21 protein-coding genes are annotated in these 23151 nt (G+C 62.5%); 6 read left to right on the forward strand and 15 right to left on the reverse strand.

Features of this window, described 5'->3' with window-relative positions; all coding sequences use genetic code 11:
• Positions 1-26 precede the first annotated feature (26 nt).
• From efeO (ACKLNA_RS04770) to efeU, 4 genes are read right to left on the reverse strand one after another with little or no spacing between them, the layout of a single operon-like run.
• Positions 27-851 carry an iron uptake system protein EfeO gene (gene efeO / locus ACKLNA_RS04770; RefSeq protein WP_408985038.1) on the reverse strand — a complete coding sequence of 275 codons (825 nt, stop codon included), beginning with the start codon at positions 849-851 and terminating at the stop codon, positions 27-29.
• Positions 852-872: 21 nt separating this feature from the next.
• Positions 873-2171, reverse strand: a complete 1299-nt coding sequence (efeB, locus tag ACKLNA_RS04775; RefSeq protein ID WP_119428205.1) for an iron uptake transporter deferrochelatase/peroxidase subunit — start codon at positions 2169-2171, stop codon at positions 873-875.
• Positions 2172-2188: 17 nt separating this feature from the next.
• Positions 2189-3388 (reverse strand): iron uptake system protein EfeO, encoded by a 1200-nt coding sequence (efeO, locus tag ACKLNA_RS04780; protein ID WP_408985039.1) that lies wholly within the window; start codon positions 3386-3388, stop codon positions 2189-2191.
• Between the two features lie 8 nt (positions 3389-3396).
• Positions 3397-4245 (reverse strand): iron uptake transporter permease EfeU, encoded by an 849-nt coding sequence (efeU, locus tag ACKLNA_RS04785; protein WP_408985040.1) that lies wholly within the window; start codon positions 4243-4245, stop codon positions 3397-3399.
• Positions 4246-4464: 219 nt separating this feature from the next.
• Between efeU and ACKLNA_RS04790 the strand changes: the two genes are divergently transcribed.
• From ACKLNA_RS04790 to ACKLNA_RS04815, 6 genes are all read left to right on the forward strand, one after another.
• A complete protein-coding gene (locus ACKLNA_RS04790) occupies positions 4465-5481 on the forward strand; it encodes an AraC family transcriptional regulator (protein ID WP_408985041.1) in 1017 nt (338 codons plus the stop codon).
• A gap of 177 nt (positions 5482-5658) precedes the next feature.
• Positions 5659-7323 (forward strand): AMP-binding protein, encoded by a 1665-nt coding sequence (locus tag ACKLNA_RS04795; RefSeq protein WP_408985042.1) that lies wholly within the window; start codon positions 5659-5661, stop codon positions 7321-7323.
• Between the two features lie 15 nt (positions 7324-7338).
• Complete coding sequence (locus ACKLNA_RS04800) at positions 7339-8100, forward strand: SDR family NAD(P)-dependent oxidoreductase (protein ID WP_169430501.1); 762 nt, start codon at positions 7339-7341, stop codon at positions 8098-8100.
• Between the two features lie 12 nt (positions 8101-8112).
• Positions 8113-9303, forward strand: a complete 1191-nt coding sequence (locus tag ACKLNA_RS04805) for an acetyl-CoA C-acyltransferase (RefSeq protein ID WP_408985043.1) — start codon at positions 8113-8115, stop codon at positions 9301-9303.
• A 20-nt stretch (positions 9304-9323) separates the two neighbouring features.
• The gene (locus ACKLNA_RS04810) at positions 9324-10451 is read left to right on the forward strand and encodes an acyl-CoA dehydrogenase (RefSeq protein ID WP_114883249.1); all 1128 of its coding nucleotides are present in this window, start codon (positions 9324-9326) and stop codon (positions 10449-10451) included.
• 14 nt (positions 10452-10465) lie between these two features.
• Entirely contained in the window at positions 10466-11239 is a 774-nt protein-coding gene (locus tag ACKLNA_RS04815) for an enoyl-CoA hydratase (RefSeq protein ID WP_085709980.1), read from the forward strand.
• 37 nt (positions 11240-11276) lie between these two features.
• Here the strand turns inward: ACKLNA_RS04815 and ACKLNA_RS04820 are convergent, their stop codons facing one another.
• From ACKLNA_RS04820 to argH, 11 genes are all read right to left on the reverse strand, one after another.
• The gene (locus tag ACKLNA_RS04820; protein ID WP_085709979.1) at positions 11277-12428 is read right to left on the reverse strand and encodes an acyl-CoA dehydrogenase family protein; all 1152 of its coding nucleotides are present in this window, start codon (positions 12426-12428) and stop codon (positions 11277-11279) included.
• A 3-nt stretch (positions 12429-12431) separates the two neighbouring features.
• Positions 12432-13538, reverse strand: a complete 1107-nt coding sequence (locus ACKLNA_RS04825) for an enoyl-CoA hydratase/isomerase family protein (protein WP_408985044.1) — start codon at positions 13536-13538, stop codon at positions 12432-12434.
• A 190-nt stretch (positions 13539-13728) separates the two neighbouring features.
• Complete coding sequence (locus ACKLNA_RS04830) at positions 13729-14415, reverse strand: HPP family protein (protein ID WP_408985045.1); 687 nt, start codon at positions 14413-14415, stop codon at positions 13729-13731.
• 159 nt (positions 14416-14574) lie between these two features.
• Entirely contained in the window at positions 14575-15753 is a 1179-nt protein-coding gene (locus ACKLNA_RS04835; protein WP_408985046.1) for an MFS transporter, read from the reverse strand.
• A 16-nt stretch (positions 15754-15769) separates the two neighbouring features.
• Positions 15770-17122, reverse strand: coding sequence for an MmgE/PrpD family protein (locus ACKLNA_RS04840; protein WP_408985047.1), 1353 nt, complete (start codon positions 17120-17122; stop codon positions 15770-15772).
• Entirely contained in the window at positions 17119-18009 is an 891-nt protein-coding gene (locus ACKLNA_RS04845; protein WP_408985048.1) for a polysaccharide deacetylase family protein, read from the reverse strand. Before ACKLNA_RS04845 ends, ACKLNA_RS04840 begins: the two co-directional genes overlap by 4 nt.
• On the reverse strand, positions 18002-18850 hold the full coding sequence (locus ACKLNA_RS04850) for a polysaccharide deacetylase family protein (RefSeq protein WP_408985049.1): 849 nt from the start codon (positions 18848-18850) through the stop codon (positions 18002-18004). Before ACKLNA_RS04850 ends, ACKLNA_RS04845 begins: the two co-directional genes overlap by 8 nt.
• Positions 18851-19013: 163 nt before the next feature.
• Entirely contained in the window at positions 19014-19838 is an 825-nt protein-coding gene (locus ACKLNA_RS04855) for an ABC transporter substrate-binding protein (RefSeq protein ID WP_119428190.1), read from the reverse strand.
• 39 nt (positions 19839-19877) lie between these two features.
• Positions 19878-20642, reverse strand: coding sequence for an amino acid ABC transporter ATP-binding protein (locus ACKLNA_RS04860; protein WP_096821469.1), 765 nt, complete (start codon positions 20640-20642; stop codon positions 19878-19880).
• Between the two features lie 20 nt (positions 20643-20662).
• Positions 20663-21541, reverse strand: coding sequence for an amino acid ABC transporter permease (locus ACKLNA_RS04865; RefSeq protein ID WP_096821468.1), 879 nt, complete (start codon positions 21539-21541; stop codon positions 20663-20665).
• A 61-nt stretch (positions 21542-21602) separates the two neighbouring features.
• Positions 21603-23030: an argininosuccinate lyase gene (gene argH, locus ACKLNA_RS04870; protein WP_408985050.1), complete on the reverse strand. Its 1428-nt coding sequence runs from the start codon at positions 23028-23030 to the stop codon at positions 21603-21605.
• Positions 23031-23151: the final 121 nt, after the last annotated feature.

Raw genomic sequence — 23151 nt, forward strand, 5'->3', positions numbered from 1 at the left:
TCCGGGGGATTTTTTATGCGCGGAACTCAGTTCAGACCGAGCTTGCCACGCAAGGTCGACAGGTCTTCCGCCAGGGTATTGACCGGGCCCACCAGCGCCTTGCGGTCGTTATCCTTCACTTTGTCATAGGTCTCGAAACCACCATCCTTGGTCCTGTACTTGGCCAGGATCTTGTCCACGGTGGCGAAGTTTTTGTCGACTTTGGCCACGAAGGCCTTGTCCTGCTTCTCGATCTGCGGACGGAACAGGTCGACGATTTTCTTCGCGCCGTCGATGTTGCCCTGGAAGTCATAGAGGTCGGTGTGGCTGTAGCGGTCTTCCTCACCGGAGATCTTGGTGGCGGCGACTTCTTCCAGCAGGGCGGCAGCACCACCGACGACTTTTTCAGGCGGGAAGGTCAGGCCGGCGACGCGGGTCTGCAGATCCTGCACGTCTTTATCCAGTTTGTCGGCCAGATCGTTCAGGCCCTGGGTGCTCTTCTCCGAGAACAGCGAGTACTCGAGGCGGTGGAAACCGGTGAAGTCTTCGGCCTTAACGCCTTTTTCGTGGTCGTCGACGCGGGAGTCGATGGACGCATCGAGGTCACTGAACAGCTCGGCAATCGGCTCGATCGACTCGTAGTAGACGCGGGTCGGTGCATAGAGCTTCTGCGCGGTGGCCAAGTCACCCTTTTTCACCGCATCGGTGAATTGTTTGGTGTGGGTGCCCAACTGGTCCAGTTGCTCGGTGACGTAGATCTTGTAGTCCGAAACCGGCCCGACCAGATCCAGCGGTGCAGTCGCCGCGAACGCCGACAGCGGAGTGTTGAGTAGACCAAGGGTCAGCAATAACGCGATGGGCGTCTTTTTCATGGGGGCGGCTCCTGTTGAATGCTATGCAGTTGTTTTTGGTTGGGTAGCGTTGAGCAGCGAGCGACCGATGAAATCCTTGTCGCCCGTAACACCCGGCAGGGTGAAGAAGTAACCGCCGCCGACCGGCTTGAGGTATTCCTCCAGCGGCTCGCCGTTGAGGCGGGTCTGTACGGTGATGAAGCCTTTTTCCAGATCGGCCTGGTAGCAGATGAACAGCAGGCCCATGTCGAGCTGGCCGTTCTTGTTCACACCGTTGGAATAGTTGAATGGCCGGCGCAGGATCAGGTTGGCCTGGCTCGCGGCGGTGCGCGGGTTGGCCAGACGGATGTGCGCGTCGAGCTTGGTCAGCTTGCCTTCCGGGTCCTTGCTGTAGTCCGGGACTTCGGTCTCATGGCTGGCGCCCATCGGCGCGCCAGTGGTTTTGACCCGGCCGATGATGCTTTCCTGTTCCTGCAGCGGCGTGCGGTCCCAGCGTTCGACGAAGTTGCGGATGATCCGCACCGCCTGATAACTGCCATGGGCCGCCCAGGCCGGTTCGTCGCTGCCCGGCTGCACCCAGACGATGCGGTCCATGGCTTTGCCGTCGTTGGAATCCGGGTTGGCCGAACCGTCGCGGAAACCCAGGAAGTTACGCGCCGATTGCGCCGGTACACCGGGTTTGGCCGGGGCTTGCGGCGGCACGCTGCCTTCCTGTTTCCAGCGCACCAGCAGCAGGTCCGGCAGGTTCTTCACGATGTCGCGCAGGGCGTGGATGTTGGTGTCGGCGGTGTTGGAGCAGAACTGCAGGCTCAGGTCGCCGTGGCAGCAATCGGCTTCCAGCGCATCGTTGGGGAAACCGACCATGCGGATCAGGCGCTTGGGTTTGGCGGCGGCGAGGCCGAAACGCTCGTCGAACAGCGATTCGCCCACCGACACGGTGATGGTCAGGTTGTCCGGCGTGACCACCGGGCCAAGGATGCCGGAATCCGGCGGTGGCAATTTCGGGTCGATCTGCGCCACCGGGCCGCCCTTCATCAGGAACGCGATGCGCTCGTTGAGGGTGCGGAACAGGCGTTCGAGGTCTTCACGGTCGCTGGCCAGCACATCGAAGGACACCAGCATGCCGGATGCCGGGCGCGGGGTGACGATGCCGGTCTGGTGCACGCCATGAAAGTCGTGATGATCCTGGGTCTTGTCACTGCTCGGCGCTTCGGTGACTTGTGCAGGCGCAGCGGCCATGGCCGGGCAGCTCAGGGCGGTGCCGGCCAGAGCGACGCCGGCGGCGCCCATGCCCATCAGTACGCGACGGCGTTGCAGGTTGAAGTGTTCGGAATCGTTCATCGGTATTCGTCTTCTGCTTACAGGCCGGAGAGGCCGAGGGCGGGATCAATGGCGTCGAGGGCGTCGGCCAGGGCCTTGGCCTTGTCGGCGATCTGCTTGCGTTGCTCACCGTTGACGGTGTCGTAGCTGGCGTAGCCGTCCTTGACCTTGAAGCTGTTCAGGGTGTTGTCGAAGTCAGTCAGCGCGCTGTCGATTTTCGGCAGCAGGTCGGCGGCGGATTTCGTCAGCAGGGGGCGCAGCAGTTCGACGACTTTGTGCGCGGTCTCCAGATTGGCTGCGAAGCCGTTGAGATCGCCGTGGCTGTAGCGTTCCTCTTCGCCGCTGGCGGCGCGCACGTCGGCCAGGGTGTTGAGGTTGCGCACGAGGATTTCCACCAGTTGCTCCGGCGGCAGCGATTGGGCCAGCAACTGTTGTTTCAGCGTGGTGACGTCGCCTAGCAGACGCTCGGCAATCGGCGACAGACCGTCGAGGTTGCGTTGCTGGAACAGCGCGTACTCGATGCGATGGAAGCCGACGAAGGCCGGATCCTGCTCGCGTTTCTCGAAGTAATCGGCGCGGGCGTTGATGCTGTTGTCCAGCTCGGCCAGGCGTTGTGCGGCCGGGGCCAGACGCTGATACGCCGCGCGGGCCGGCAGGTACGCCGCTTGCGCCTGGGCCAGATCGCCGCTGGTGATCGCCTGATTCAGCGCCGTGACGGCCCTGATCAGCGCGCTACCCTGGGTGGCCAGATAAACACGGAACTCCGACAGCGGCCCGACAAACGCGACCATCGACGGCTTGGCCTTGGCGGCGGCATCCGAGGCAGCGGTCGGTGTCACGTGCAGCACGCCGCGCGGATTGCTCAGCAGGCCGCAGGTAATGGCGTAGTCGCCGGGTTGCAGGTTGGCGTTGATCACCTGGCTCAGGCCCGGCGCGATGTTTTCGCGCTCTTCGATCACCAGCACACCGTCGAGGATTTCCCATTCCACCGCCCGGTCGGAGCGGTTGACGATGCGGAAACTGGCGCGCCCGGCGGGTACGCTCAGCTCGTTCGGCTCGCAACTGCCGGGGTGGATGTTGACCACCACTTCGTCGTGATTGTGCTGACGTTTGGCCGCAGCCATTTTCGAGGCGTAGTAGAACAGGCCGCCGGCGGCGATCATCACGACCACCGAACCGGCCACCGCCCAGCGCAAGGCACGGGGAGGGGAGGCCTGGGGAGTATTAGGCTTTGACATGGAGGCCCTTATTTACTGGAAACGGAATTCGAGGCGGCGGCTTTGGGCGCCGGGGCGGGAGCCGGATAGAAGAACATCACCAGCGCCACCACCAGATAGATCAGGTACGCGCCGAGGGTGCTGACGGTCGGCGCATCCTGATAACCGAACATGCCGGCCAGCACCGAGCCCAACGGGCCGTCCATCGGCAACGTCGCGCTGAAGTCGAAGAGCACGGTTTGCAGGTGGTTCCACACCCCGGCTTCATGCAGTGCCTGCACCGAGTTGGAGAGGATGCCGGCGGCGACCACGAGGATGAACAGCCCGGTCCAGCGGAAGAATGCCGACAGATTCAGGCGCATGCTGCCGCTGTAGATCAGGAAGCCGACGACAATGGCCAGGATCAGGCCGAGCAGGGCGCCGATCGGCGCGCCCGGGCCTTCGCTTTGCTGGAACACGGCGAGCAGGAAGAACACCGTTTCCAGTCCTTCCCGGGCCACGGCGAAAAACACCATGGCGATCAGGGCAATGACCTGATGCTTCGAAGAAGTCAGTGCGTGATCGAGAGATGCCTGCAGCGAATGCTTGATCGAACGCGCCACTTTGCGCATCCAGAACACCATGGAGCTGAGAATGCCCACGGCGATGAGGCCGACCACGCCTTCGAACAGTTCCTGTTGTTTCTGCGGGAATTCGGCGCTGACCAGCTCCAGGCCGCCGCCCACCAACAAAGCCAGCGCAGCGGCGAGAAACACGCCGATCCACACCGCCGGCATCCATTGGCCACGGCCGGTCTGTTGCAGGTAGCTGGCGATAATGCCAACGATCAGCGCGGCTTCAATGCCTTCACGCAGCATGATCAGAAAGGGAACGAGCATTCGGCATCCACTGTGTAACGAAATGAGGTTACAAGTTGTAACATAATGAAAGTCATTCTCACATGTCAGTCATTGACATTTACCTGAACGGTAGCTGAACAGGCTTGAAGATCAACCATTCTCAAATGCGTCACGGCCATTCCGGATGAAGCGAGCCGTGCCCGGGCGGCTGCGTTAAGATGCCAGCCACTCGAACAACAACAGGATTTGCCTCGATCCATGTCGGAAAAAGACACCATCGCCATTCAACTGGTGCGCGAAGCACTGCAGCAAAGTTGTGCCCCGGGCGTGGCCACGGAAGAAGTCTTGAACAAGGTCGGCATCGATCCGGCGCTGCTGGCCACCGACGACGCCCGCGTCCCGGCCAGCCAGTACGCGCGGTTATGGCGATTGCTGGCGCGGCGGGGTGATGACGAGTTCTTTGGCATGGACCCGCGCAAATTGAAATCCGGCAGCCTGGAGTTCCTCTGCCGCAGCGCGATGGCCCAGCCGAATCTGGTTGCCGGTTTGGGTGCCGGGTTGAATTTCCTGTCGCTGATGCTTGAACGCATACCGGCGCAACTGGTGCGCCAGCAGAGTCTGGCGGAGATCGTGCTGCTGGAGGACGACCCCGAGCCGCGCCGAGCCTTCACCTATTTCACTTACTGGATGATCGTCCACGGCGTGGCGTGCTGGCTGGCGGGGCGGCGGATTCCGATTCTGGCCATAGAGCTGCGCTGCCCGGCGCCGGACTTCTGCGATGACTACCGGGTGATGTTCTCCGAAAACCTGCGCTTCGACCGGCCGCGCACGCGGATGATTTTCGCCGCCGAGGTGCTGGATCTGCCGATCAAGCGCAGCGCCGAGGAGTTGAAGCGCTTCCTCGCCCATGCCCCGGCGAACATTCTGGTGAAGTACCGCGACCCGGAAAGCCTCGCCAGCCGGATCAAGCAGGATCTGCGTCAGCTGCCCGCCGAACAGTGGCCGGAAACCGAAGCCCTGGCCCAGCAGTTGTGCATGTCGGCCTCGACCTTGCGCAGGCGTCTGGCGGAAGAAGGGCAGACTTATCAGGGCCTCAAGGACAGCGTGCGCAAGGAACTGGCGATCACCTGGCTGGCGGAACCTTCAATCAGTTTTGTCGACATCGCCACACGCCTGGGATTTGCCGATGCGAGCTCGTTCTACAAGGCGTTTCGCAAGTGGTCCGGGACCAATCCGGGGCACTATCGCAGCCTGATTCTCAACGAAGCGGTCTGACCCGCCCCTGACTCTCGTTCCCACGCAGAGCGTGGGAACGATCAAAGTCCGGATTCTTGGCCAAACCAGTCATCCACTTTGAGGGCTTTGGCCATTGCCGCAGCCGGCGTGCGGCGCGAGTATTCCTCTGATGTTTACGGTTCCCCGACCTAATAAAAACACAGAGGGATTCTGGCAATGCGCGATTACTTGTCTGCCACCGAACAGTTCAATTATCAGCACACCGTGGACGCCGCACTCAGCGGCTCGCTCGAGGCGCTCAACGCCTGCGTCGAATGTTGTGACCGCCACGCCTTGCCGGGGCGCATCGCGCTGTTCTGGGAAGGCCGCGATGGCGCCAGTGCGACCTACACCTTCAGCGATCTGCAGGACAAAGCCGCGCGTTTCGCCAATTTCCTGCTCGCCCAGGGCGTGCAGAAGGGCGACAAGGTCGCCGGCCTGTTGCCGCGCAATATCGAACTGCTGATCACCGTATTCGCCACCTGGCGCATCGGCGCGGTGTATCAACCGCTGTTCACCGCATTCGGCCCCAAAGCCCTCGAACATCGCCTGAACAGCTCCCGCGCCAAAGTCGTGGTCACCGATGCGGTCAACCGGCCGAAGCTCAGCGAAGTCGCCGATTGCCCGACGCTGGTTACCGTCGGCGGCCCGAAAGGTCAGGGCATCGTCCGTGGCGATTTCAGTTTCTGGGCCGAACTGCCCAATCATTCCAGCGTCTGCGAACCGGTGATGCTGACCGGTGAAGACCCGTTCCTGCTGATGTTCACCTCGGGCACCACCGGCCCGTCGAAAGCGCTGTCGGTGCCGCTCAAGGCTGTCGTCGCGTTCCAGAGCTACACCCGCGATGCCGTGGATCTGCGCCCGGAAGATGCATTCTGGAACGTCGCCGATCCGGGCTGGGCCTATGGTATCTATTTCGGCGTGACCGGCCCGTTGTCCATGGGCCATCCAATCACCTTTTACGATGGCCCGTTCACCCTCGAAAGCACCTGCCGGGTCATCAACAAATACGGGATCACCAATCTCACCGGTTCGCCCACGGCCTATCGCCTGCTGATTGCCGGCGGCGATGAATTCGCCAGGTCGATCAAAGGCAAGCTGCGCATCGTCAGCAGCGCCGGCGAACCGTTGAACCCGGAAGTGATCCGCTGGTTCGCCGACAACCTCGGCGTGGTCATTCACGATCACTACGGCCAGACCGAACTGGGCATGGTGCTGTGCAACCACCACGGCCTCGAACACCCGATCCACCTCGGCGCCGCCGGGTTTGCTTCGCCGGGCCATCGCATCGTGGTGCTCGACGAGCAGAACAACGAACTCGGCGTCGGTCAGCCCGGCATCCTCGCCATCGACCGCACACAGTCGCCGATGTGCTGGTTCGCCGGTTACGAAGGCGCGCCGACCAAGGCCTTCGTCGGCGATTACTACCTGAGTGGTGACACCGTGGAGTGGAACCCGGACGGCAGCATCAGCTTTGTCGGCCGCAGTGACGATGTGATCACCACTTCCGGCTACCGGGTCGGCCCGTTCGACGTGGAAAGCGCCCTGATCGAGCACCCGGCGGTGGTTGAAGCGGCCGTGGTCGGCAAACCCGATCCCGAGCGCACCGAACTGGTGAAAGCCTTCGTGGTGCTCAACCCGCAATACCGCGCCGAACCGGCGCTGGCGGAAGAACTGCGTCAGCACGTGCGCAAGCGTCTGGCCGCGCATTCATACCCCCGTGAAATCGAATTTGTCAGCGAGTTGCCGAAAACCCCGAGCGGCAAATTGCAGCGCTTTATCTTGCGCAACCAGGAAATCGCCAAGGCTCAAGAGGCCGCGGCGCACAACGTTTCAGCTTGAATCAGGAAGTCAGTCATGCAGATCGAGAACAAGGTTTTTATCGTCACCGGCGGCGCGTCCGGCCTGGGTGCAGCCACTGCTGAATTGCTGGTGAGCGCCGGCGCCAAAGTGATGCTGGTGGACATGAACGCCGAAGCCGTCGCCGCCCAGGCTCAGCGCCTCGGTGCGCAAAGCGTAGTGGCCGATATCAGCAACGAAGCCGCCGCCGAAGCCGCCGTGCAGGCTACGGTAAAAGCTTTCGGTAGCCTGAATGGTCTGGTGAATTGCGCCGGCATCGTTCGCGGCGAGAAGATCCTCGGCAAGAACGGCCCGCACGCGCTGGCCAGTTTCGCCCAGGTGATCAACGTCAATCTGATCGGCAGCTTCAACATGTTGCGTCTGGCAGCGGCAGCGATTGCCGAAAGCGAAGCCAACGCTGACGGCGAACGCGGCGTGATCATCAACACCGCGTCGGTCGCTGCGTTCGACGGCCAGATCGGCCAGGCCGCGTATTCCGCGTCCAAAGGCGCCATCGCCAGCCTGACCCTGCCTGCCGCCCGTGAACTGGCGCGCTTCGGCATCCGCGTGATGACCATCGCCCCCGGCATTTTCGAAACCCCGATGATGGCCGGCATGACCCCGGAAGTGCGCGATTCGCTGGCCGCCGGCGTGCCGTTCCCGCCGCGCCTGGGCAAGCCTGCCGAGTACGCCGCGCTGGTGCGGCATATCATTGAAAACAGCATGCTCAACGGCGAGGTGATCCGTCTCGACGGTGCCTTGCGCATGGCCGCCAAGTAAGGAGGATTTCTCATGACCATCTCCAACGATCCGATTGTCATCGTCAGCGCCGTCCGCACCCCGATGGGCGGTTTTCAGGGCGAACTGAAAAGCCTGACCGCGCCGCAACTGGGTGCCGCTGCGATCAAGGCTGCGGTCGAGCGCGCCGGTGTTGCTACCGATGCGGTCGATGAAGTGCTGTTCGGCTGCGTACTGCCGGCGGGTCTCGGCCAGGCGCCTGCGCGTCAGGCTGCCTTGGGCGCAGGGCTGGACAAATCCACCCGCTGCACCACGGTCAACAAGATGTGCGGCTCGGGCATGGAAACTACCATTTTGGCCCACGACATGCTGCTGGCCGGCAGCGCCGATGTGGTGATCGCCGGCGGCATGGAAAGCATGTCCAATTCGCCGTACCTGCTGGATCGCGCCCGCGCCGGTTACCGCATGGGCCACGGTCGGGTGCTGGATTCGATGTTCCTCGACGGCCTCGAAGACGCCTACGACAAGGGCCGCCTGATGGGCACCTTCGCCGAAGACTGCGCTGAAACCAACGACTTCAGCCGCGAGGCTCAGGACGCTTTCGCCATCGCCTCGACCACCCGCGCCCAGCAAGCGATCAAGGACGGCAGCTTCAAGGACGAAATCGTTCCGCTGACCGTGACCGTCGGCAAGGAACAGGTTGTGATCAGCAACGACGAACAGCCGCCAAAAGCCAAACTGGACAAGATCGCTTCGCTGAAACCGGCATTCCGCGAGGGTGGCACTGTGACCGCAGCCAACTCCAGTTCGATCTCTGACGGCGCCGCCGCACTGGTGCTGATGCGTCAGTCGCAAGCGCAGAAACAGGGGCTGAAACCGCTGGCGGTGATTCACGGCCACGCTGCGTTTGCCGACACCCCAGGCCTGTTCCCGGTGGCACCGATTGGCGCGATCAAGAAACTGATGAAGAAAACCGGCTGGTCGCTGGACCAGGTCGATCTTTTCGAAGTCAACGAAGCCTTTGCCGTGGTCGGCATGGCGGCGATGACCCACCTGGAAATCCCCCACAGCAAACTGAATATCCATGGCGGTGCCTGCGCCCTGGGCCACCCGATCGGCGCGTCCGGCGCGCGGATTCTGGTGACCTTGCTCTCGGCCCTGCGCCAGAAAGGCCTGAAACGCGGCGTCGCGGCGATCTGCATCGGTGGCGGCGAAGCCACGGCGATGGCGGTCGAGTGCGTCTGAACCCGAGTTAAGGATTTGCCATGATTCCCAATGACGACCAACAACAAATCCGCGACATGGCCCGGCAGTTTGCCGAGGAACGGCTGAAACCGTTCGCCGCCGAGTGGGATCGCGAGCACCGCTTCCCGAAAGAAGCCATCGGCGAAATGGCCGGGCTGGGCTTCTTTGGCATGCTGGTGCCGGAGCAGTGGGGCGGTTGCGACACCGGTTACCTGGCCTACGCCATGGCCCTGGAAGAAATCGCCGCCGGCGACGGCGCCTGCTCGACCATCATGAGCGTGCACAACTCGGTGGGTTGCGTGCCGATCCTCAAGTTCGGCAACGACGACCAGCGCGAGCGCTTCCTCAAACCGCTGGCCAGCGGCGAGATGCTCGGTGCTTTCGCGTTGACCGAACCCCAGGCCGGCTCCGACGCCAGCAGCCTGAAAACCCGTGCACGGCTGGAAGGCGATCACTACGTGCTCAACGGCTGCAAACAGTTCATCACCTCCGGGCAAAACGCCGGGATCGTGATTGTGTTTGCGGTCACTGATCCGAGTGCCGGCAAGCGCGGGATTACGGCGTTCATCGTGCCGACCGATTCGCCGGGCTACAAAGTCGCCCGCGTCGAAGACAAGCTCGGCCAGCACGCCTCGGACACCTGCCAGATTCTGTTCGAAGACGTGAAGGTGCCCGTGGCCAACCGGTTGGGCGAGGAGGGCGAGGGCTACAAGATTGCCCTGGCCAACCTGGAAGGCGGCCGTGTCGGCATCGCTTCGCAATCGGTGGGCATGGCCCGCGCCGCATTCGAAGCGGCCCGTGATTACGCCCGCGAGCGTGACACCTTCGGCAAGCCGATCATCGAGCATCAGGCCGTGGCCTTCCGACTCGCTGACATGGCGACCCAGATCGCGGTGGCGCGGCAAATGGTGCATTACGCCGCCGCCCTGCGTGACAGCGGTCAGCCGGCACTGGTCGAGGCGTCGATGGCCAAACTGTTCGCCTCGGAAATGGCCGAGAAGGTCTGCTCCATGGCCTTGCAAACCCTGGGCGGTTACGGTTACCTCAACGACTTCCCGCTGGAGCGCATCTACCGCGACGTGCGGGTCTGCCAGATCTACGAAGGCACCAGCGACATTCAGCGCATGGTCATTTCGCGCAATCTTTGAGAAGGAATCTGCACATGAGTTACGAAACGATTTTGCTGGAAACCCATGGCCGCGTCGGCGTCATCACCCTGAACCGCCCGCAGGCGCTGAATGCCCTGAACGCGCAACTGGTCAGCGAAGTGAACCGCGCCCTCGATGGCCTGGAAGCCGATGCGAACATTGGCTGCATCGTCATCACCGGCTCGAAGAAAGCCTTCGCTGCCGGCGCCGACATCAAGGAAATGGCCGAGCTGACCTACCCGCAGATCTACATGGACGACCTGTTCAGCGACAGTGACCGCGTGGCCAACCGCCGCAAGCCGATCATTGCTGCCGTCAACGGCTTCGCCCTCGGTGGCGGCTGTGAACTGGCGCTGATGTGCGACTTCATCCTGGCCGGCGACAACGCCAAATTCGGCCAGCCGGAAATCAACCTTGGCGTGCTGCCGGGCATGGGCGGCACCCAGCGTCTGACCCGCGCCGTGGGCAAGGCCAAGGCCATGGAAATGTGCTTGAGCGGGCGTTTGATCGACGCGGTGGAAGCCGAGCGTTGCGGCATCGTTGCGCGCATCGTGCCGAGCGACGAGTTGCTGGATGAAGCGCTGAAAGTCGCGGCGGTGATCGCCAGCAAGTCGCTGCCGATTGCGATGATGGTCAAGGAAAGCGTCAACCGTGCGTTTGAAGTCAACCTGACTGAAGGCGTGCGCTTCGAGCGCCGGGTGTTCCATGCGGCGTTTGCGACGCAGGATCAGAAGGAAGGGATGGCGGCGTTTGTGGCCAAGCGGCCGCCGGAGTTCCAAGGCAAGTAATGGTGTTCGCCCCCACGCATTGCGTGGGGGCGATTCATCAGAGTTGGTAGTTCTTCAACTCCCGCGCAATCACCATCCGCTGTATCTCGCTCGATCCCTCATAAATCTGGGTAATCCGCGCATCCCGGTAGTACTTCTCCACCGGATAATCCTCCAGATACCCATACCCGCCATGAATCTGAATCGCTGACGAGCACACTTTCTCAGCCATTTCCGATGCAAACAGCTTGGCCTGCGAAGCCTCCGACAGACAGGGTTTGCCCGCCGTGCGCAGTCGCGCCGCGTGCAGGATCATCAGCCGTGCCGCGTTGATCTGCATCTGCATGTCCGCCAGCAGGTTGGCGATGCTCTGGTGCTCGACGATGGCCTTGCCGAACTGCACCCGATCACGGGCGTAACCCAGCGCCGCTTCAAACGCCGCACGGGCGATACCCAGTGCTTGCGCGGCAATGCCGATGCGCCCACCTTCAAGGTTGGAAAGGGCAATGGCCAGGCCTTTGCCGCGCTCACCCAACAGGTTCGCTTCGGGAATACGGCAATCGTTCAACGTCACCGCGCAGGTGTCTGAAGCGCGGATGCCCATCTTGTGTTCGGTGCGATCGACAATGAAACCCGGCGTATCGGTCGGCACCAGAAATGCCGAAATGCCGCGCTTGCCCAGATCCGGATCGGTCACGGCAAACACAATCGCCAGTTTCGCCCGCTTGCCGTTGCTGACAAATTGCTTGGCGCCGTTGATCACCCACTGGCCATCGCGCAGTTCGGCGCGGGTGCGCAGGTTGTGCGCTTCGGAGCCGGCCTGGGGTTCGGTCAGGCAGAAGCAGCCGATCACCGCGCCGCTGGCTAGGTCCGCCAGCCAGGTCTGTTTCTGTTCTTCGCTGCCGTAATTGAGCACCGGGCCACAGCCCACGGAGTTATGGATGCTCATGAACGCGCCGGTGGCGCCGTCGCCGGCGGAAATCTCTTCCACCGCCAGCGCATAGGCCACGTAGTCGACGTAAGTGCCGCCCCATTCTTCCGGCACCACCATGCCCAGCAGGCCGAGTTCGCCCATCTTCGCCACCAGACCGTCATCGATCCAGCCGGCCTTTTCCCAGGCCTGGGCGTGAGGGGCGATTTCGCCACGGGCAAAGTCCCGGGCCATGTCGCGGATCATTACCTGGTCTTCAGTCAATTCGAGATCGTGCATGGCTCAGCTCCCGCTCTCTTCGAAACCGTAGAAGAAACTCGCGACATGCTCGGCGTGCAGCGCGGCAAGGGTCGGCGGGTTCCAGCGTGGTGATTTGTCTTTGTCGATCAGCAAGGCGCGCACGCCTTCGATCAGGTCGCCGCGTTCGAACCACTGGCGATCCAGATGCAGTTCGAGGGCGAAACAGTGTTCCAGGCTCAGGTGCCGGCCGCGACGCAGCATTTCCAGGGTCACGCCCATGGCCAGCGGCGAGCGGGTTTCCAGCAGGTCGGCGGTGGTGGTCGCCCATTCGTGGCTGTCGGCAACGGTCACGGCACGCAGTTGCTCGACGATGCTCGGCACGTCAGGCAAGGCGAAGAAGTGGTCGATGGCCGGGCGCAAGGCCTCCAGCGGCGCATCCGGCAGGGTTTGCACGGCGTGGCGGGCCAACAGGTTTTGCAGATCTTTGAGCGGTGTGTCGTGCCACTCCAGGTGATCGAGCTGCTCGTCGAGGGTGCCGAGTTTGCTGCTGTCCAGATACCAGTCGGCGAGGCCGCAATACAGTGCATCCGCCGCACGAATCTGCACGCCGCTGACGCCCAGGTAAATCCCCAGTTCGCCGGGAATGCGCGGCAGGAAATAACTGCCGCCGACATCCGGGAAATAACCGATGGCCACTTCCGGCATCGCCAGGCGGCTCTTCTCGGTGACCACCCGCAGATCGGCGCCTTGCACCAGGCCCATGCCGCCACCGAGGACAAAACCGTCCATCAGCGCCAGCACCGGTTTGCGATAGTGGTGGATCGTCAGGTCGAGGGCGTATTCCTCGACGAAGAAGTCTTCGTGCAGCGTGTCGCCGCTTTTATGGCTGTCGTACAGGGAACGAATGTCGCCACCGGCACAGAAGGCCTTTTCGCCGGCTCCGCGCAGTACCACGGCGTGAATATTGGCGTCGGAAGCCCAGGCATCCAGGTGTTTCTGGAGCTGGCGCACCATGTCGAGGGTCAGGGCATTGAGGCCGGCGGGGCGGTTGAGGGTGAGGTGACCGATGTGATTGCGAACCTCGGCCAGCACTTCGTTTTGCGTGGCATCCATGGACGAAGTCCGCGGGGATGAAGCCTGAGCAGTCATCACTAACTCCCTGCTTTTATTGTCTTTATTCGAGAAGCCCGCGCGCGGGCGTTAGCGGATCGTAACAGTGCAAATTTGCCGTGTACAACGGGGATATCTGCATGGGGTGTCTGCATTTTTACCTTAGGCCAAATGCACGGGATCGCGGCTTTTTTTCAATCGACAACGCTGACAGAGGCAGGCTCTGGACTCAGCGGAACACTTGGCCAATGCTCCGCCGTTTGGCGTGCAGTTCACTGGCATGAATCAACTGTTCCAGATCCTCCGGCGTCACATCGATGAACGCCTCCATGTCCGCCAGCGCCAGTTTCAGATCCTCGGCCGTGATGGACTGAATATCCACTGGTGCCACGGCCGGCGCAGGTTCGGCGGGGCGTTTCGGGTAGCGGATGCGGGTCAGGTTGTTGTAGGCCAAAGCGGCGAGCAGCATGCACGCGGCGCTGAGCATCACCGGTTCCAGGGCTTTCCAGTCCATGGCGATGGTCGTCGGATCCGCCAGCACCATGGTCAAGGCCACCGCGCCGGCCGGTGGGTGCAGGCAGCGCAGCCAGCACATCAGGATCAGCGCCATGCCCGCCGCCAGACAGGCACTGCCGAGGGTGCGGCCGAGCACATGGGCCACCAGCAACGCGACGACGCCCGCACACAGGTAACCGCCAATGATCGACCACGGCTGGGCGAGGGCGCCGGAGGATACGGCGAACAGCAACACCGCCGACGCACCCAACGGACCGATCAGGTGGTAGGCGACTTCGATGCCGAACACCTGACTGCATGCCCACACGCTGAACAGCGTGCCGAGTGCCATGCCGATGGCGGCACGGCTCCATTCGGTGGGGCGGGTGTTGATGGCAGCGGGCAACCAGCGAGCGAGCATGAAGAAGCGATCCTTTGAAGAAAACCGAAGGCAAAAAAAAGGACTTGTCCGTCAACCCGGAAAGTCCTTCGAAGCGTTCCAACTATTGGGGGAGGAACGCGCACAGTGTGCCAAGCAATCTCGATGCTGACAAATTCATATAAATGCATCTTCAGTGCATTATTTTTGAAGTAAAGCCACTCGCCGCCCGCTCATGAAGCACAGGAATCCGCCCATCGCGGTCAGCGCGCTGAGGGCGTAGAACATGGTCGGCGCCGGCGTGTGCATCAGCAGGAAACCGCAGATCACCGGACTTAAAGCACCGCCCAATGCTGCGAGGTTCTGCGCGCCGTAATAACTGCCGCGCAATTCTTCCGGGGCCAGGGTGTCGACGAACAGGAATTCCGACGGGTAAATGATCATCTCGCCGAGGGTGAAGATGAACATTGCGATACACCAGGTCACCAGGCTGTCGGCGAGGCTGAAACCGATCAAGCCGAGGATGAACAGGCTGGTGCCGGCGGCGATCCAGTAGCGCAGTTTTTCCCGGTTGAGAAAGCGGCCGATCTGATATTGCAGCAGGATCACCGCGATGGCGTTGCAGGCGAGCAGGGCGGCCATGGTTTGCAGCGCACGCTGCGAGTCTTCGACCACCAGCAGGTATTGCGACAGGTACAGCGTGAAGCGCCCGTGAACCACAGTGCTGAGCAGACAGCCGCAGGTGAACATGATCAGCGTGCGGTCGTTTTTCAGGGTAATCAGGGTTTTCAGAAAGCTCTGCGGCTGGCCGATGGCGGCGATTGGGCTGGCGTCCCTGGGAATCCCGATCATGAGGAAGATGCTGCCGAAGGCTATGCCGGCGGCAATCAGGAACGGTGCAATCGGGTACACCCCGGCGATCACCACACCCAGCATCGGGCCGGTGGCGTAGCCGATGTTGGTCAGGGTGTAGCGCAGGGAAAATGCCTTGGCCCGCTGCCCCATGGGCAGGTTTTCACTGAGGATCGCCTTGGAACCGATCAGGAACAAAGCCGAGGCGGTTTCGGTGATGACCAGCGTCGCGGTCGTCAGGTACAGGTCTTTGGCGAAGGTCAGCAGCACGAAGCCGATGGCGCTGGAGAGCATCGCCAGAATCAGCAACCGGCGCTTTTCCAGCCGGTCGATGATGTAGCCGCCGTACAGCGCGAGCAGGGTGGCGATGAACACCGCGATGCCCAGCAACAACCCGACGTCCTGTTGGTTGAGGCCGAGCTTGTTGCTCAAGAACAGCGTGAGCAAAGGGCTGGTGATGGCGCGGCTGACGACGATGGTCAGCGAAACGATCATCAGGCGGCGGATAACGAGCGAGTAGGTGGCCACGGAAAATCAAATGTCCTTATTCGGTTAACAGGTGCTCGAGATCGCGCACGGAATCCAGCGTTTGCAGCTGTCGTAGCTGCGCCAATAGTGGCTCGGCCTTGAGCGGTGAAATCACCCGCAACGCCAGACTGAAAAACTTCTCCTCCAGCGCCGCCTCGCTCAGCGGATTGCCCGGCGCGCCCAGCGGCACCTCGACACACAGGCTCGCTTCGCGCCCATCGCGGGTTCGAACAATGACCACCGGCTCGCCATCCTCCGACAGACGCTCATCCACTTCAAGGCGAATGCGCGTCAGCCATTGCGCAATGCGCGGATCGTTGCGCGGCTGTTCATCGTAAGCCTCGAGCCGGCAATGACCATGCACCAGTCGCGCGGCGAGGGCGTAGGGCAGGCTCATCTGCGCGGCGGCCAGACTGCGGGTGTCGCGACCGCCACACATGTCGATCAGAAAGCCGCACAGGTTCACCTGGATGTCTTCCACCTGATCGGCGCCGATCTGCAATTGCTCCAGCAACAAGCCGAGTGCATCGATCGCCGAATGAGTGCCACGACACGCGGCGTAGGGTTTGATCGAGCAGCGCGCGAGTTTCCAGACCTGTCCCAACCCGGCGTCCAATGCATCCGGTTGCGCGCTACCCGGCGCGAGGGTCTTGAGAAAGCCGCCCCAGACATCATCAAACAATACCGACGGCCCGCTGACGCCTTCGCGAGCAAAACGCGCCGCGAGCAAACCGCCTTCGGCAGCACGTCCGCTGTGCAGTTTCTTGCTTTGCGAACCGTCGTGGATGAACGCCCACAACCCGCCGCTGAAACTGCCGGCGATGCCCAGCGCCGACACGGTTTGCGCTGCATCCAGGGCAAAGATCCGCGCACAGGCCGCCGCCGCGCCGAACACGCCGCAGGTGGCTGTGGAGTGCCAGCCGGCGCCGTTGTGGGCCGAATAACTGCCGCAGGCTTCCAGCACCCGCCGGCCGATTTCGTAACCGATCACCACGGCGGTGATGAACTCGCGACCGTCCACCGGCCGATCCACCAGTGACAGCGCCGCCATCACCGCCGGCAGCACCACCGCGCCGGAATGATCGCAGCCGCCGGTGTCGTCCAGCTCCAGCGCATGGGCGCCGATGCCGTTGAGCAACGCCGCATGCCCGGCGCCGACACGCAGTGATGAACCCCAGACCAGTGCGGTGCCCGGTTCGGCGCCGAACGCCTGCCGCGCCTGAAGCGCGACCACACTGTCGGCCCCGGCCAGCGCTGCGCCGAAGGTGTCGAGAATGTGCCGCTTGGCTTGTTCCACCAACGCCGGGGGCAGATCTTCATAGCGGGTCTCGACGCAAAACTGCGCCAGCCGCTGCATGCGTTCGGTCATACGAGATGGTCCCGATAATGGCGCTCATACACCGACGCCGGATGATCCTGCGCGACCGGCGCCGCCGTTTGCGTCCACCACTGCGCGACCTCAGCGCCGGTGGCGATCCACACGTCGTCATGCTGCTGAATGCCTTGCAGCAATTCCCGCAGCACGCCGATGCGCCCCGGCGTGGCGATGATTTCCGGGTGCAGGCGCAGCACGTAGCACAGGCCGAAGCGGTGAAATCCGGCGAAGTCCATTTGCAGGTTGCCCAAGGTATGGCTGTAGGAGGCGATCCGCGATTGCGCTGGCGGCACGGCCGGGCTCAGGTTGAAGGCGAAATAGGGTTCGTCTTCGAGTTCGTAATGCAGCGGCAGCTCGACCACTTCGGGCGCGGTCGGGTGCAAGAACGGCAGATCATCGCCACGCCATGACGAGGACCAGCGAATGCCTTGATCTTTCAAGGCTTCGATGAACCCTGGGGCACCGTTACCGGCAGGAATCCGGAAGCCGGTTGGACGGATGCCGGTCAAGGCCTCAAGCGCCGCGCACCCTTTGGCGACTTCCGCGCTTTGCTCTGCCAGATCCAGTGTGTCGTAATCCTGATGGCGGTAACCGGCGCAAGCGATTTCATGGCCGTCAGCCTGGATGGCCGCAATGTGCTGCGGATTTTCCTCGGCGACGATGCCGGGCACGAACCAGCTGCCGTGCACGCCGAGTTCCCTGAACAGGCCGAGCAGGCGCTCGACACCCCGTTGCGTGCCGTAGCGCCACACCGAGAGCGTCTTGTCGCGCCCGGCGACTTCCGGGGCCTGAGTGAGGATGCCGTGGATGTCGTTGTAATCGACAGTCAGCACCACCGCGCAGCGTTTGCCGGCGGGCCAGAGGTTGTCAGCGTCAGCCATGGTGATGCTCCTTCAGCCACCAGCGGGCGACGTCGCGGCAGGTGGCGAACCACACGTCATCGCGCTGGCGCATGTATTCGAAGAGTTTCTCCAGCAACAGGATGCGCCCCGGTTTGCCGGTGATTTTCGGGTGAAACAGCGTGGTCAGGCACAGGCCTTCGTCCATCGCGCCGTCGTACTCGCGTTGCCAGTTATCGAGGGTCAGTTCGTAGCTGGCGGTGCGGTCGAGCCCGGACGGGAAGTTCGGTGCGCGGGTGTAGGCGAGGGAGGCGTAGTCGTCCATTTCCCAGCGACCGGGGATCTCCACCAACGGCGTGTCGTGGCCGGGGACATTGACCAGATACGGACGGTCATCGCCGCGCATGCTGCTGGAATAGATGACGCCGTTGCCGGCCAGCATCGCCGGGGTTTCGGCGCGCCAGTCGCCGGACGGGGTGCGAAAGCCCTCGGCGCGGATGTGCAGGTATTGCCAGAACACGTCGCGGGACTTGTTCATCACGGCCTGCTGCTGCTCCAGCGTCAGGGCGTAGAAGGATTCGTGCTTGTAGCCGTGGTAGGCGACTTCATGACCGCGTTCGACGATGGCCTGGCATTGTTTCGGCCAGTTTTCCACGACCCACGCGGGGACGAAGAAAGTGGTCGGGATCTTGAAGGCGTCAAGCAGATCCAGCAGGCGTGGCAGGGCACGGTAAGGGCCGTAGCCGCCGAAGCCGAAGTACTCGGGTTTGCGCCAGATCGAGCCGTTGAGCATCGCGTCGCCGGTCGGGCCGTCGAGGTCGAAGGCCAGGGCGAGGCAGGCTTTGTGCTGGTCGGGCCAGGTGGGTTGGGGTGAACTGAGCATTGGGCGCTCCACACATGTAAGGACGTACGCTGTACCTGTGGGAGCGAGCTTGCCCGCGATGAGGCCATGTCAGTCGACATCACTGGTGAATGACACGCTGACTTCGTCGGAATGCCGCCCAGAGCAAGCTCGCTCCCACAATGGAAAGGTGGCGCTGACCGGATTACTTGCCAGCGTTGATGGTCACTTCCTTGATCGCACCCAGCTCCAGATCCCACTTCTTCAGAATCGCGTTGTAGCTGCCGTCATCCACCATGCTCTGCAACGCCACCTTCACCGCTTCACTCAGCTCAGGCTTTTTCTTGCTCACACCCAATCCGGTGAACTGCACGGAGATTGGCTGGCCGACTGTCTTGTACATGTCCTTTTCCTGGGTCTTGAGGTACGACAGGGTTTCGCTGCCCTGCATCGCCGCATCAATACGGCTCTGGCGCAGTTGGGCGCGGGCGTCCGCCGAGCCTTCGGTGCCGATCACGTTGATCGCCGGTTTGCCTGCCGCTTCACAGTGCTCCTTGCTCCACGCGGCGATTTCCGCCGGGAACGTGGTGCGGCGGCTGGTGCCGACTTTCTTGCCGCACAGGTCGGTGATTTCGTTGGTCGCGGTGTTCTTCTGCAAGGTGTAGAACTGCGGGCCGCTGGTGAAGTAGTCAACGAAGGTCACACTGGCCTGGCGCTCGGCAGTGTCGGTCATGCCCGACAGCACGATGTCGACGCGGTCGGTGGTCAGGGCGTTGATCATTTGCTCGAAACCGGTTTCCTGCCACTTGATCTTGATCCCGAGGCGCTCGGCCAGGGCGTTGCCCAGGTCGTAGTCCAGGCCGGTGAGCTTGTTGGTGGCCGGGTCCTTGAAATCCATCGGCGGATAGTTGGGCATGATCGCGACGACGATCTCGCCTTTTTCCTTGATGCCGGCCGGCAATTCGGCGGCGAAGCTGATGCTGGAAGCCATCAGGCCTGCGAGTACTGCTGGGATAACGAAGTTCTTCATGGACGTTCTCTTATGAGTGTTGTGAAGGCCAAAGGGGCCTCAGGTTCGAACGGCAGAAATGAAGCTTTGGGTGCGCGGGTTTTGCGGACTTATTAGTATTTCTTCGGGGCTTCCAGCCTCCACGATCTGCCCGCCGTCCATGAACACCATGCGGTTGGAAACCTCCCGGGCGAAGCCCAGTTCATGGGTGACGACGATCATGGTCATGCCGGTCTGCGCCAGATCGCGCATCACCGACAGCACCTCACCGACCAGTTCCGGGTCGAGTGCCGAAGTGGGTTCATCGAACAGCATCAGCTTGGGTCGCATGGCCAGGGCGCGGGCAATCGCCACTCGTTGCTGCTGACCGCCCGACAATTCGATCGGGTAGCTGTCGCGTTTGTCGGCCAGGCCGACCCGGGCCAGCAGTTCCAGGGCTTCTTCGTGCGCCTCCTTGGGCGAACGCTTGAGCACCTGGCACGGGCCTTCGATGATGTTTTGCAGCACAGTCATGTGCGGAAACAGGTTGAAGCGCTGGAACACCATGCCGGTGGCCAGGCGCTGACGGGCGATCTGCGACTCGTTGAGTTCGTGCAGCTTGTGCCCGACGACGCGGTAGCCCACCAGTTCGCCATCGACCCACAAACCGCCCTTGTCGATCTTTTCCAACTGATTGACGCAGCGCAGCAGGGTGCTCTTTCCCGAGCCGGACGGGCCGATGATGCACAGCACTTCGCCTTGCTCGACTTCGATGTTGATGTCCTTGAGCGCGTGGTACTGGTCGTAATATTTGTTCAGGGCCACAGCCTTGACGATGCTTCTCATGTTCGATTCTCCTGCGCGGCTTACGAGCGCTTGCCGGCGCCGCGAGCGAAACGACGCTCCAGACGGCTTTGACCAAAGGACAGGACGGTAACGGTGGCCAGGTACCAGATACCGGCGACGATCAGCAGCTCCATGACCCGGGCGTTGGCGTAGTAGATGTTCTGGGCGTTGTAGAGCAGTTCCGAGTACTGGATCACGCTCGCCAGCGAGGTCATTTTCACCATGCCGATGAATTCGTTGCCGACCGGCGGAATGATGATGCGCATGGCCTGCGGCAGGATGATCCGGCGCAGCGCTTGCAGGCGCGGCATGCCGATCGACTTGGCCGCTTCGTACTGGCCGGTGTCCACCGACAGCAGGCCGGCGCGCACCACTTCAGCGGTGTAGGCGCCCTGGTTGATGCTCAAGCCGAGCAGGGCGGCCACGAACGGGGTCATCAGGCTCACCGTGTCGAGTTCGAACAGGCCGGGAATGCCGATGGTGGGGAAGATCAGCGCCAGGTTGAACCACAACAGCAGTTGCAGAATCAGCGGCGTACCGCGAAACAGCCAGGTGTAGGTCAGCGCCACGTAGCGCAGGATCGGGTTGGCCGACATGCGCATGATCGCGGTGATCACCCCGAACACGATGCCCAGCGCCATGGCCAGCACGGCCATGATGATCGTGTTGAGCAGGCCCCACATGATCGCTTCGGAAGTCAGGAACTGGCCGATGTACGACCATTCGATCTTGCCTTCGGCGAAGGCCCGTACCAGGCCGATGATCGCGATCACAATCAATGTGGCGAAGAAGATCCGCCCGTAATAGCGCCGTGGCACATGCTGGTACTGGGTGATGTCGAACTGGTTTTCCGCCAGTTTGCGCTCCGCCTGGAGTCGTTCTGCCTGAGTCTGGCTCATGGTGTTTCTCCGTACACTGTACTTTTCGATCAACCCCCTCCCGGTGGGAGGGGGACCCGGCTCAGAGGCGGAAGCCCTGGTAGTTTTCGGTCCACTGTTGTTGCACAGCGAGGGCGGTTTTCAGGCGGCCGATCTGCTCGCGCACTTGTTGCGGCGCGGTGCCGCCCCAACCGCTGCGGGCAGCGATGGCGGCTTCCAGAGTCAGGCTGTCACGCACGTCTGCCGTGAGGCGCGGGTCGATCTCGGCCAGCAGCGCCGGCGAGGCTTCCCACAATTCGAGGTTGTGTTTTTCGCAGGCCTGGACCAGCGCACCGGTGATTTCGTGGGCTTCCTTGAACGGTACGCCGCGCACCGCCAGCCAGTCGGCGACTTCGGTGGCAAGGGTGAAACCCAGCGGAGCCTGACGGCGCAGTTCTTCGACGTTCACGGTCATGGTCGCGACCATTCCGGCCATCGCCGGCAGCACCAGCAGCAGGGTGTCGACGCTGTCGAGCACGCCGTTCTTGTCTTCGCTCAGGTCACGGTTGTACGACAGCGGCAGGGATTTGAGCGTCGAGAGCAGGCCGGTCAGGTTACCGATCAGGCGGCCAGCCTTGCCTCGGGCCAATTCGGCGATGTCGGGGTTTTTCTTCTGCGGCATGATCGAACTGCCGGTAGCGTACGCGTCGTCCAGATCGACCCAGCGGAACTGGCGCGACGACCACAGGCAAAACTCTTCGGCCAGACGCGAGATGTTGATCCCGAGCATGCTGGCGATGAACAGGAACTCGGCGACGTGATCGCGGCTGGCCACGGCGTCGATGGAGTTTTCGCAGACGCCGGCGTAACCCATTTCCTTCGCTGATTGCTGCGGCTGGCGAGCGATGGCGGAACCGGCCATGGCTGCGGCACCGAGTGGCGACAGCGAAGTACGGGCGTCCCAGTCCACCAGTCGCTGCACGTCACGCAGCATCGATTGCGCGTGGGCCAACAGGTGATGGGCGAACACGATCGGCTGCGCTTGCTGCAAGTGGGTGAAGCCCGGGCAGATGCTGTCGACGTGCTGCTCGGCCTGATCCACCAGCGCTTGTTGCAGGGCCAGCACTTCAATGGCCAGGGTGCGCACGTGATCCCGCAGGAACAGGCGCAGGTCGTTGGCGGTCTGGTCGTTGCGTGAGCGGCCGGCGCGCAGCTTGCCGCCCAATGCACCGAGGCGTTCGGTCAGCAGGCGCTCGATGAAGGTGTGAACGTCTTCGTCGTCCAGCGTCGGGGCGATGCGCCCGGCAGCAAAATCGGCACCGATGCCGTCCAGGGCTTCGATCATCGTGCGGGTTTCCTGCTCGTCCAGCAGGCCGGCACGTTGCAGTTCCCCGGCGTGGGCTTTGGAACCGGCCAGATCGTACGGCGTCAGGCGGAAATAGCGCTCGGGGCAACGGGACAGGGCCGCCAGGGCTGCGGAAGGGCCGCTTTTGAAACGGGCACCCCAGAGACGGTCGGTGGTTTGAGACATTTGTTGTTTTCCTCGTCGGTAACGCGAACTGAAATCGGTGTGCCGGGCCTTTCGAACACGCTGAAAAGTCAGCGCGCGGAATCAGGCCAAAGCAGTTTTCAAGAGGGCAGTTGCAAAGAGA

The organism is Pseudomonas sp. UV AK001 (genome assembly GCF_046097675.1).
Lineage (GTDB): Bacteria > Pseudomonadota > Gammaproteobacteria > Pseudomonadales > Pseudomonadaceae > Aquipseudomonas > Aquipseudomonas kribbensis.

What these genes read in the sequence shown, in the direction of transcription:
- ACKLNA_RS04805 (WP_408985043.1), top strand. Translation starts at nt 8,113, where the DNA reads ATGACCATCTCCAACGATCCGATTGTCATCGTCAGCGCCGTCCGCACC.
- ACKLNA_RS04860 (WP_096821469.1), bottom strand. Translation starts at nt 20,642, where the DNA reads ATGAGAAGCATCGTCAAGGCTGTGGCCCTGAACAAATATTACGACCAG.
- ACKLNA_RS04815 (WP_085709980.1), top strand. Translation starts at nt 10,466, where the DNA reads ATGAGTTACGAAACGATTTTGCTGGAAACCCATGGCCGCGTCGGCGTC.
- ACKLNA_RS04795 (WP_408985042.1), top strand. Translation starts at nt 5,659, where the DNA reads ATGCGCGATTACTTGTCTGCCACCGAACAGTTCAATTATCAGCACACC.
- ACKLNA_RS04825 (WP_408985044.1), bottom strand. Translation starts at nt 13,538, where the DNA reads ATGACTGCTCAGGCTTCATCCCCGCGGACTTCGTCCATGGATGCCACG.
- efeO (WP_408985039.1), bottom strand. Translation starts at nt 3,388, where the DNA reads ATGTCAAAGCCTAATACTCCCCAGGCCTCCCCTCCCCGTGCCTTGCGC.
- ACKLNA_RS04810 (WP_114883249.1), top strand. Translation starts at nt 9,324, where the DNA reads ATGATTCCCAATGACGACCAACAACAAATCCGCGACATGGCCCGGCAG.
- argH (WP_408985050.1), bottom strand. Translation starts at nt 23,030, where the DNA reads ATGTCTCAAACCACCGACCGTCTCTGGGGTGCCCGTTTCAAAAGCGGC.
- ACKLNA_RS04865 (WP_096821468.1), bottom strand. Translation starts at nt 21,541, where the DNA reads ATGAGCCAGACTCAGGCAGAACGACTCCAGGCGGAGCGCAAACTGGCG.
- ACKLNA_RS04840 (WP_408985047.1), bottom strand. Translation starts at nt 17,122, where the DNA reads ATGACCGAACGCATGCAGCGGCTGGCGCAGTTTTGCGTCGAGACCCGC.
- efeO (WP_408985038.1), bottom strand. Translation starts at nt 851, where the DNA reads ATGAAAAAGACGCCCATCGCGTTATTGCTGACCCTTGGTCTACTCAAC.
- ACKLNA_RS04830 (WP_408985045.1), bottom strand. Translation starts at nt 14,415, where the DNA reads ATGCTCGCTCGCTGGTTGCCCGCTGCCATCAACACCCGCCCCACCGAA.
- ACKLNA_RS04845 (WP_408985048.1), bottom strand. Translation starts at nt 18,009, where the DNA reads ATGGCTGACGCTGACAACCTCTGGCCCGCCGGCAAACGCTGCGCGGTG.
- ACKLNA_RS04850 (WP_408985049.1), bottom strand. Translation starts at nt 18,850, where the DNA reads ATGCTCAGTTCACCCCAACCCACCTGGCCCGACCAGCACAAAGCCTGC.
- efeB (WP_119428205.1), bottom strand. Translation starts at nt 2,171, where the DNA reads ATGAACGATTCCGAACACTTCAACCTGCAACGCCGTCGCGTACTGATG.
- ACKLNA_RS04800 (WP_169430501.1), top strand. Translation starts at nt 7,339, where the DNA reads ATGCAGATCGAGAACAAGGTTTTTATCGTCACCGGCGGCGCGTCCGGC.
- ACKLNA_RS04820 (WP_085709979.1), bottom strand. Translation starts at nt 12,428, where the DNA reads ATGCACGATCTCGAATTGACTGAAGACCAGGTAATGATCCGCGACATG.
- ACKLNA_RS04855 (WP_119428190.1), bottom strand. Translation starts at nt 19,838, where the DNA reads ATGAAGAACTTCGTTATCCCAGCAGTACTCGCAGGCCTGATGGCTTCC.
- ACKLNA_RS04790 (WP_408985041.1), top strand. Translation starts at nt 4,465, where the DNA reads ATGTCGGAAAAAGACACCATCGCCATTCAACTGGTGCGCGAAGCACTG.
- efeU (WP_408985040.1), bottom strand. Translation starts at nt 4,245, where the DNA reads ATGCTCGTTCCCTTTCTGATCATGCTGCGTGAAGGCATTGAAGCCGCG.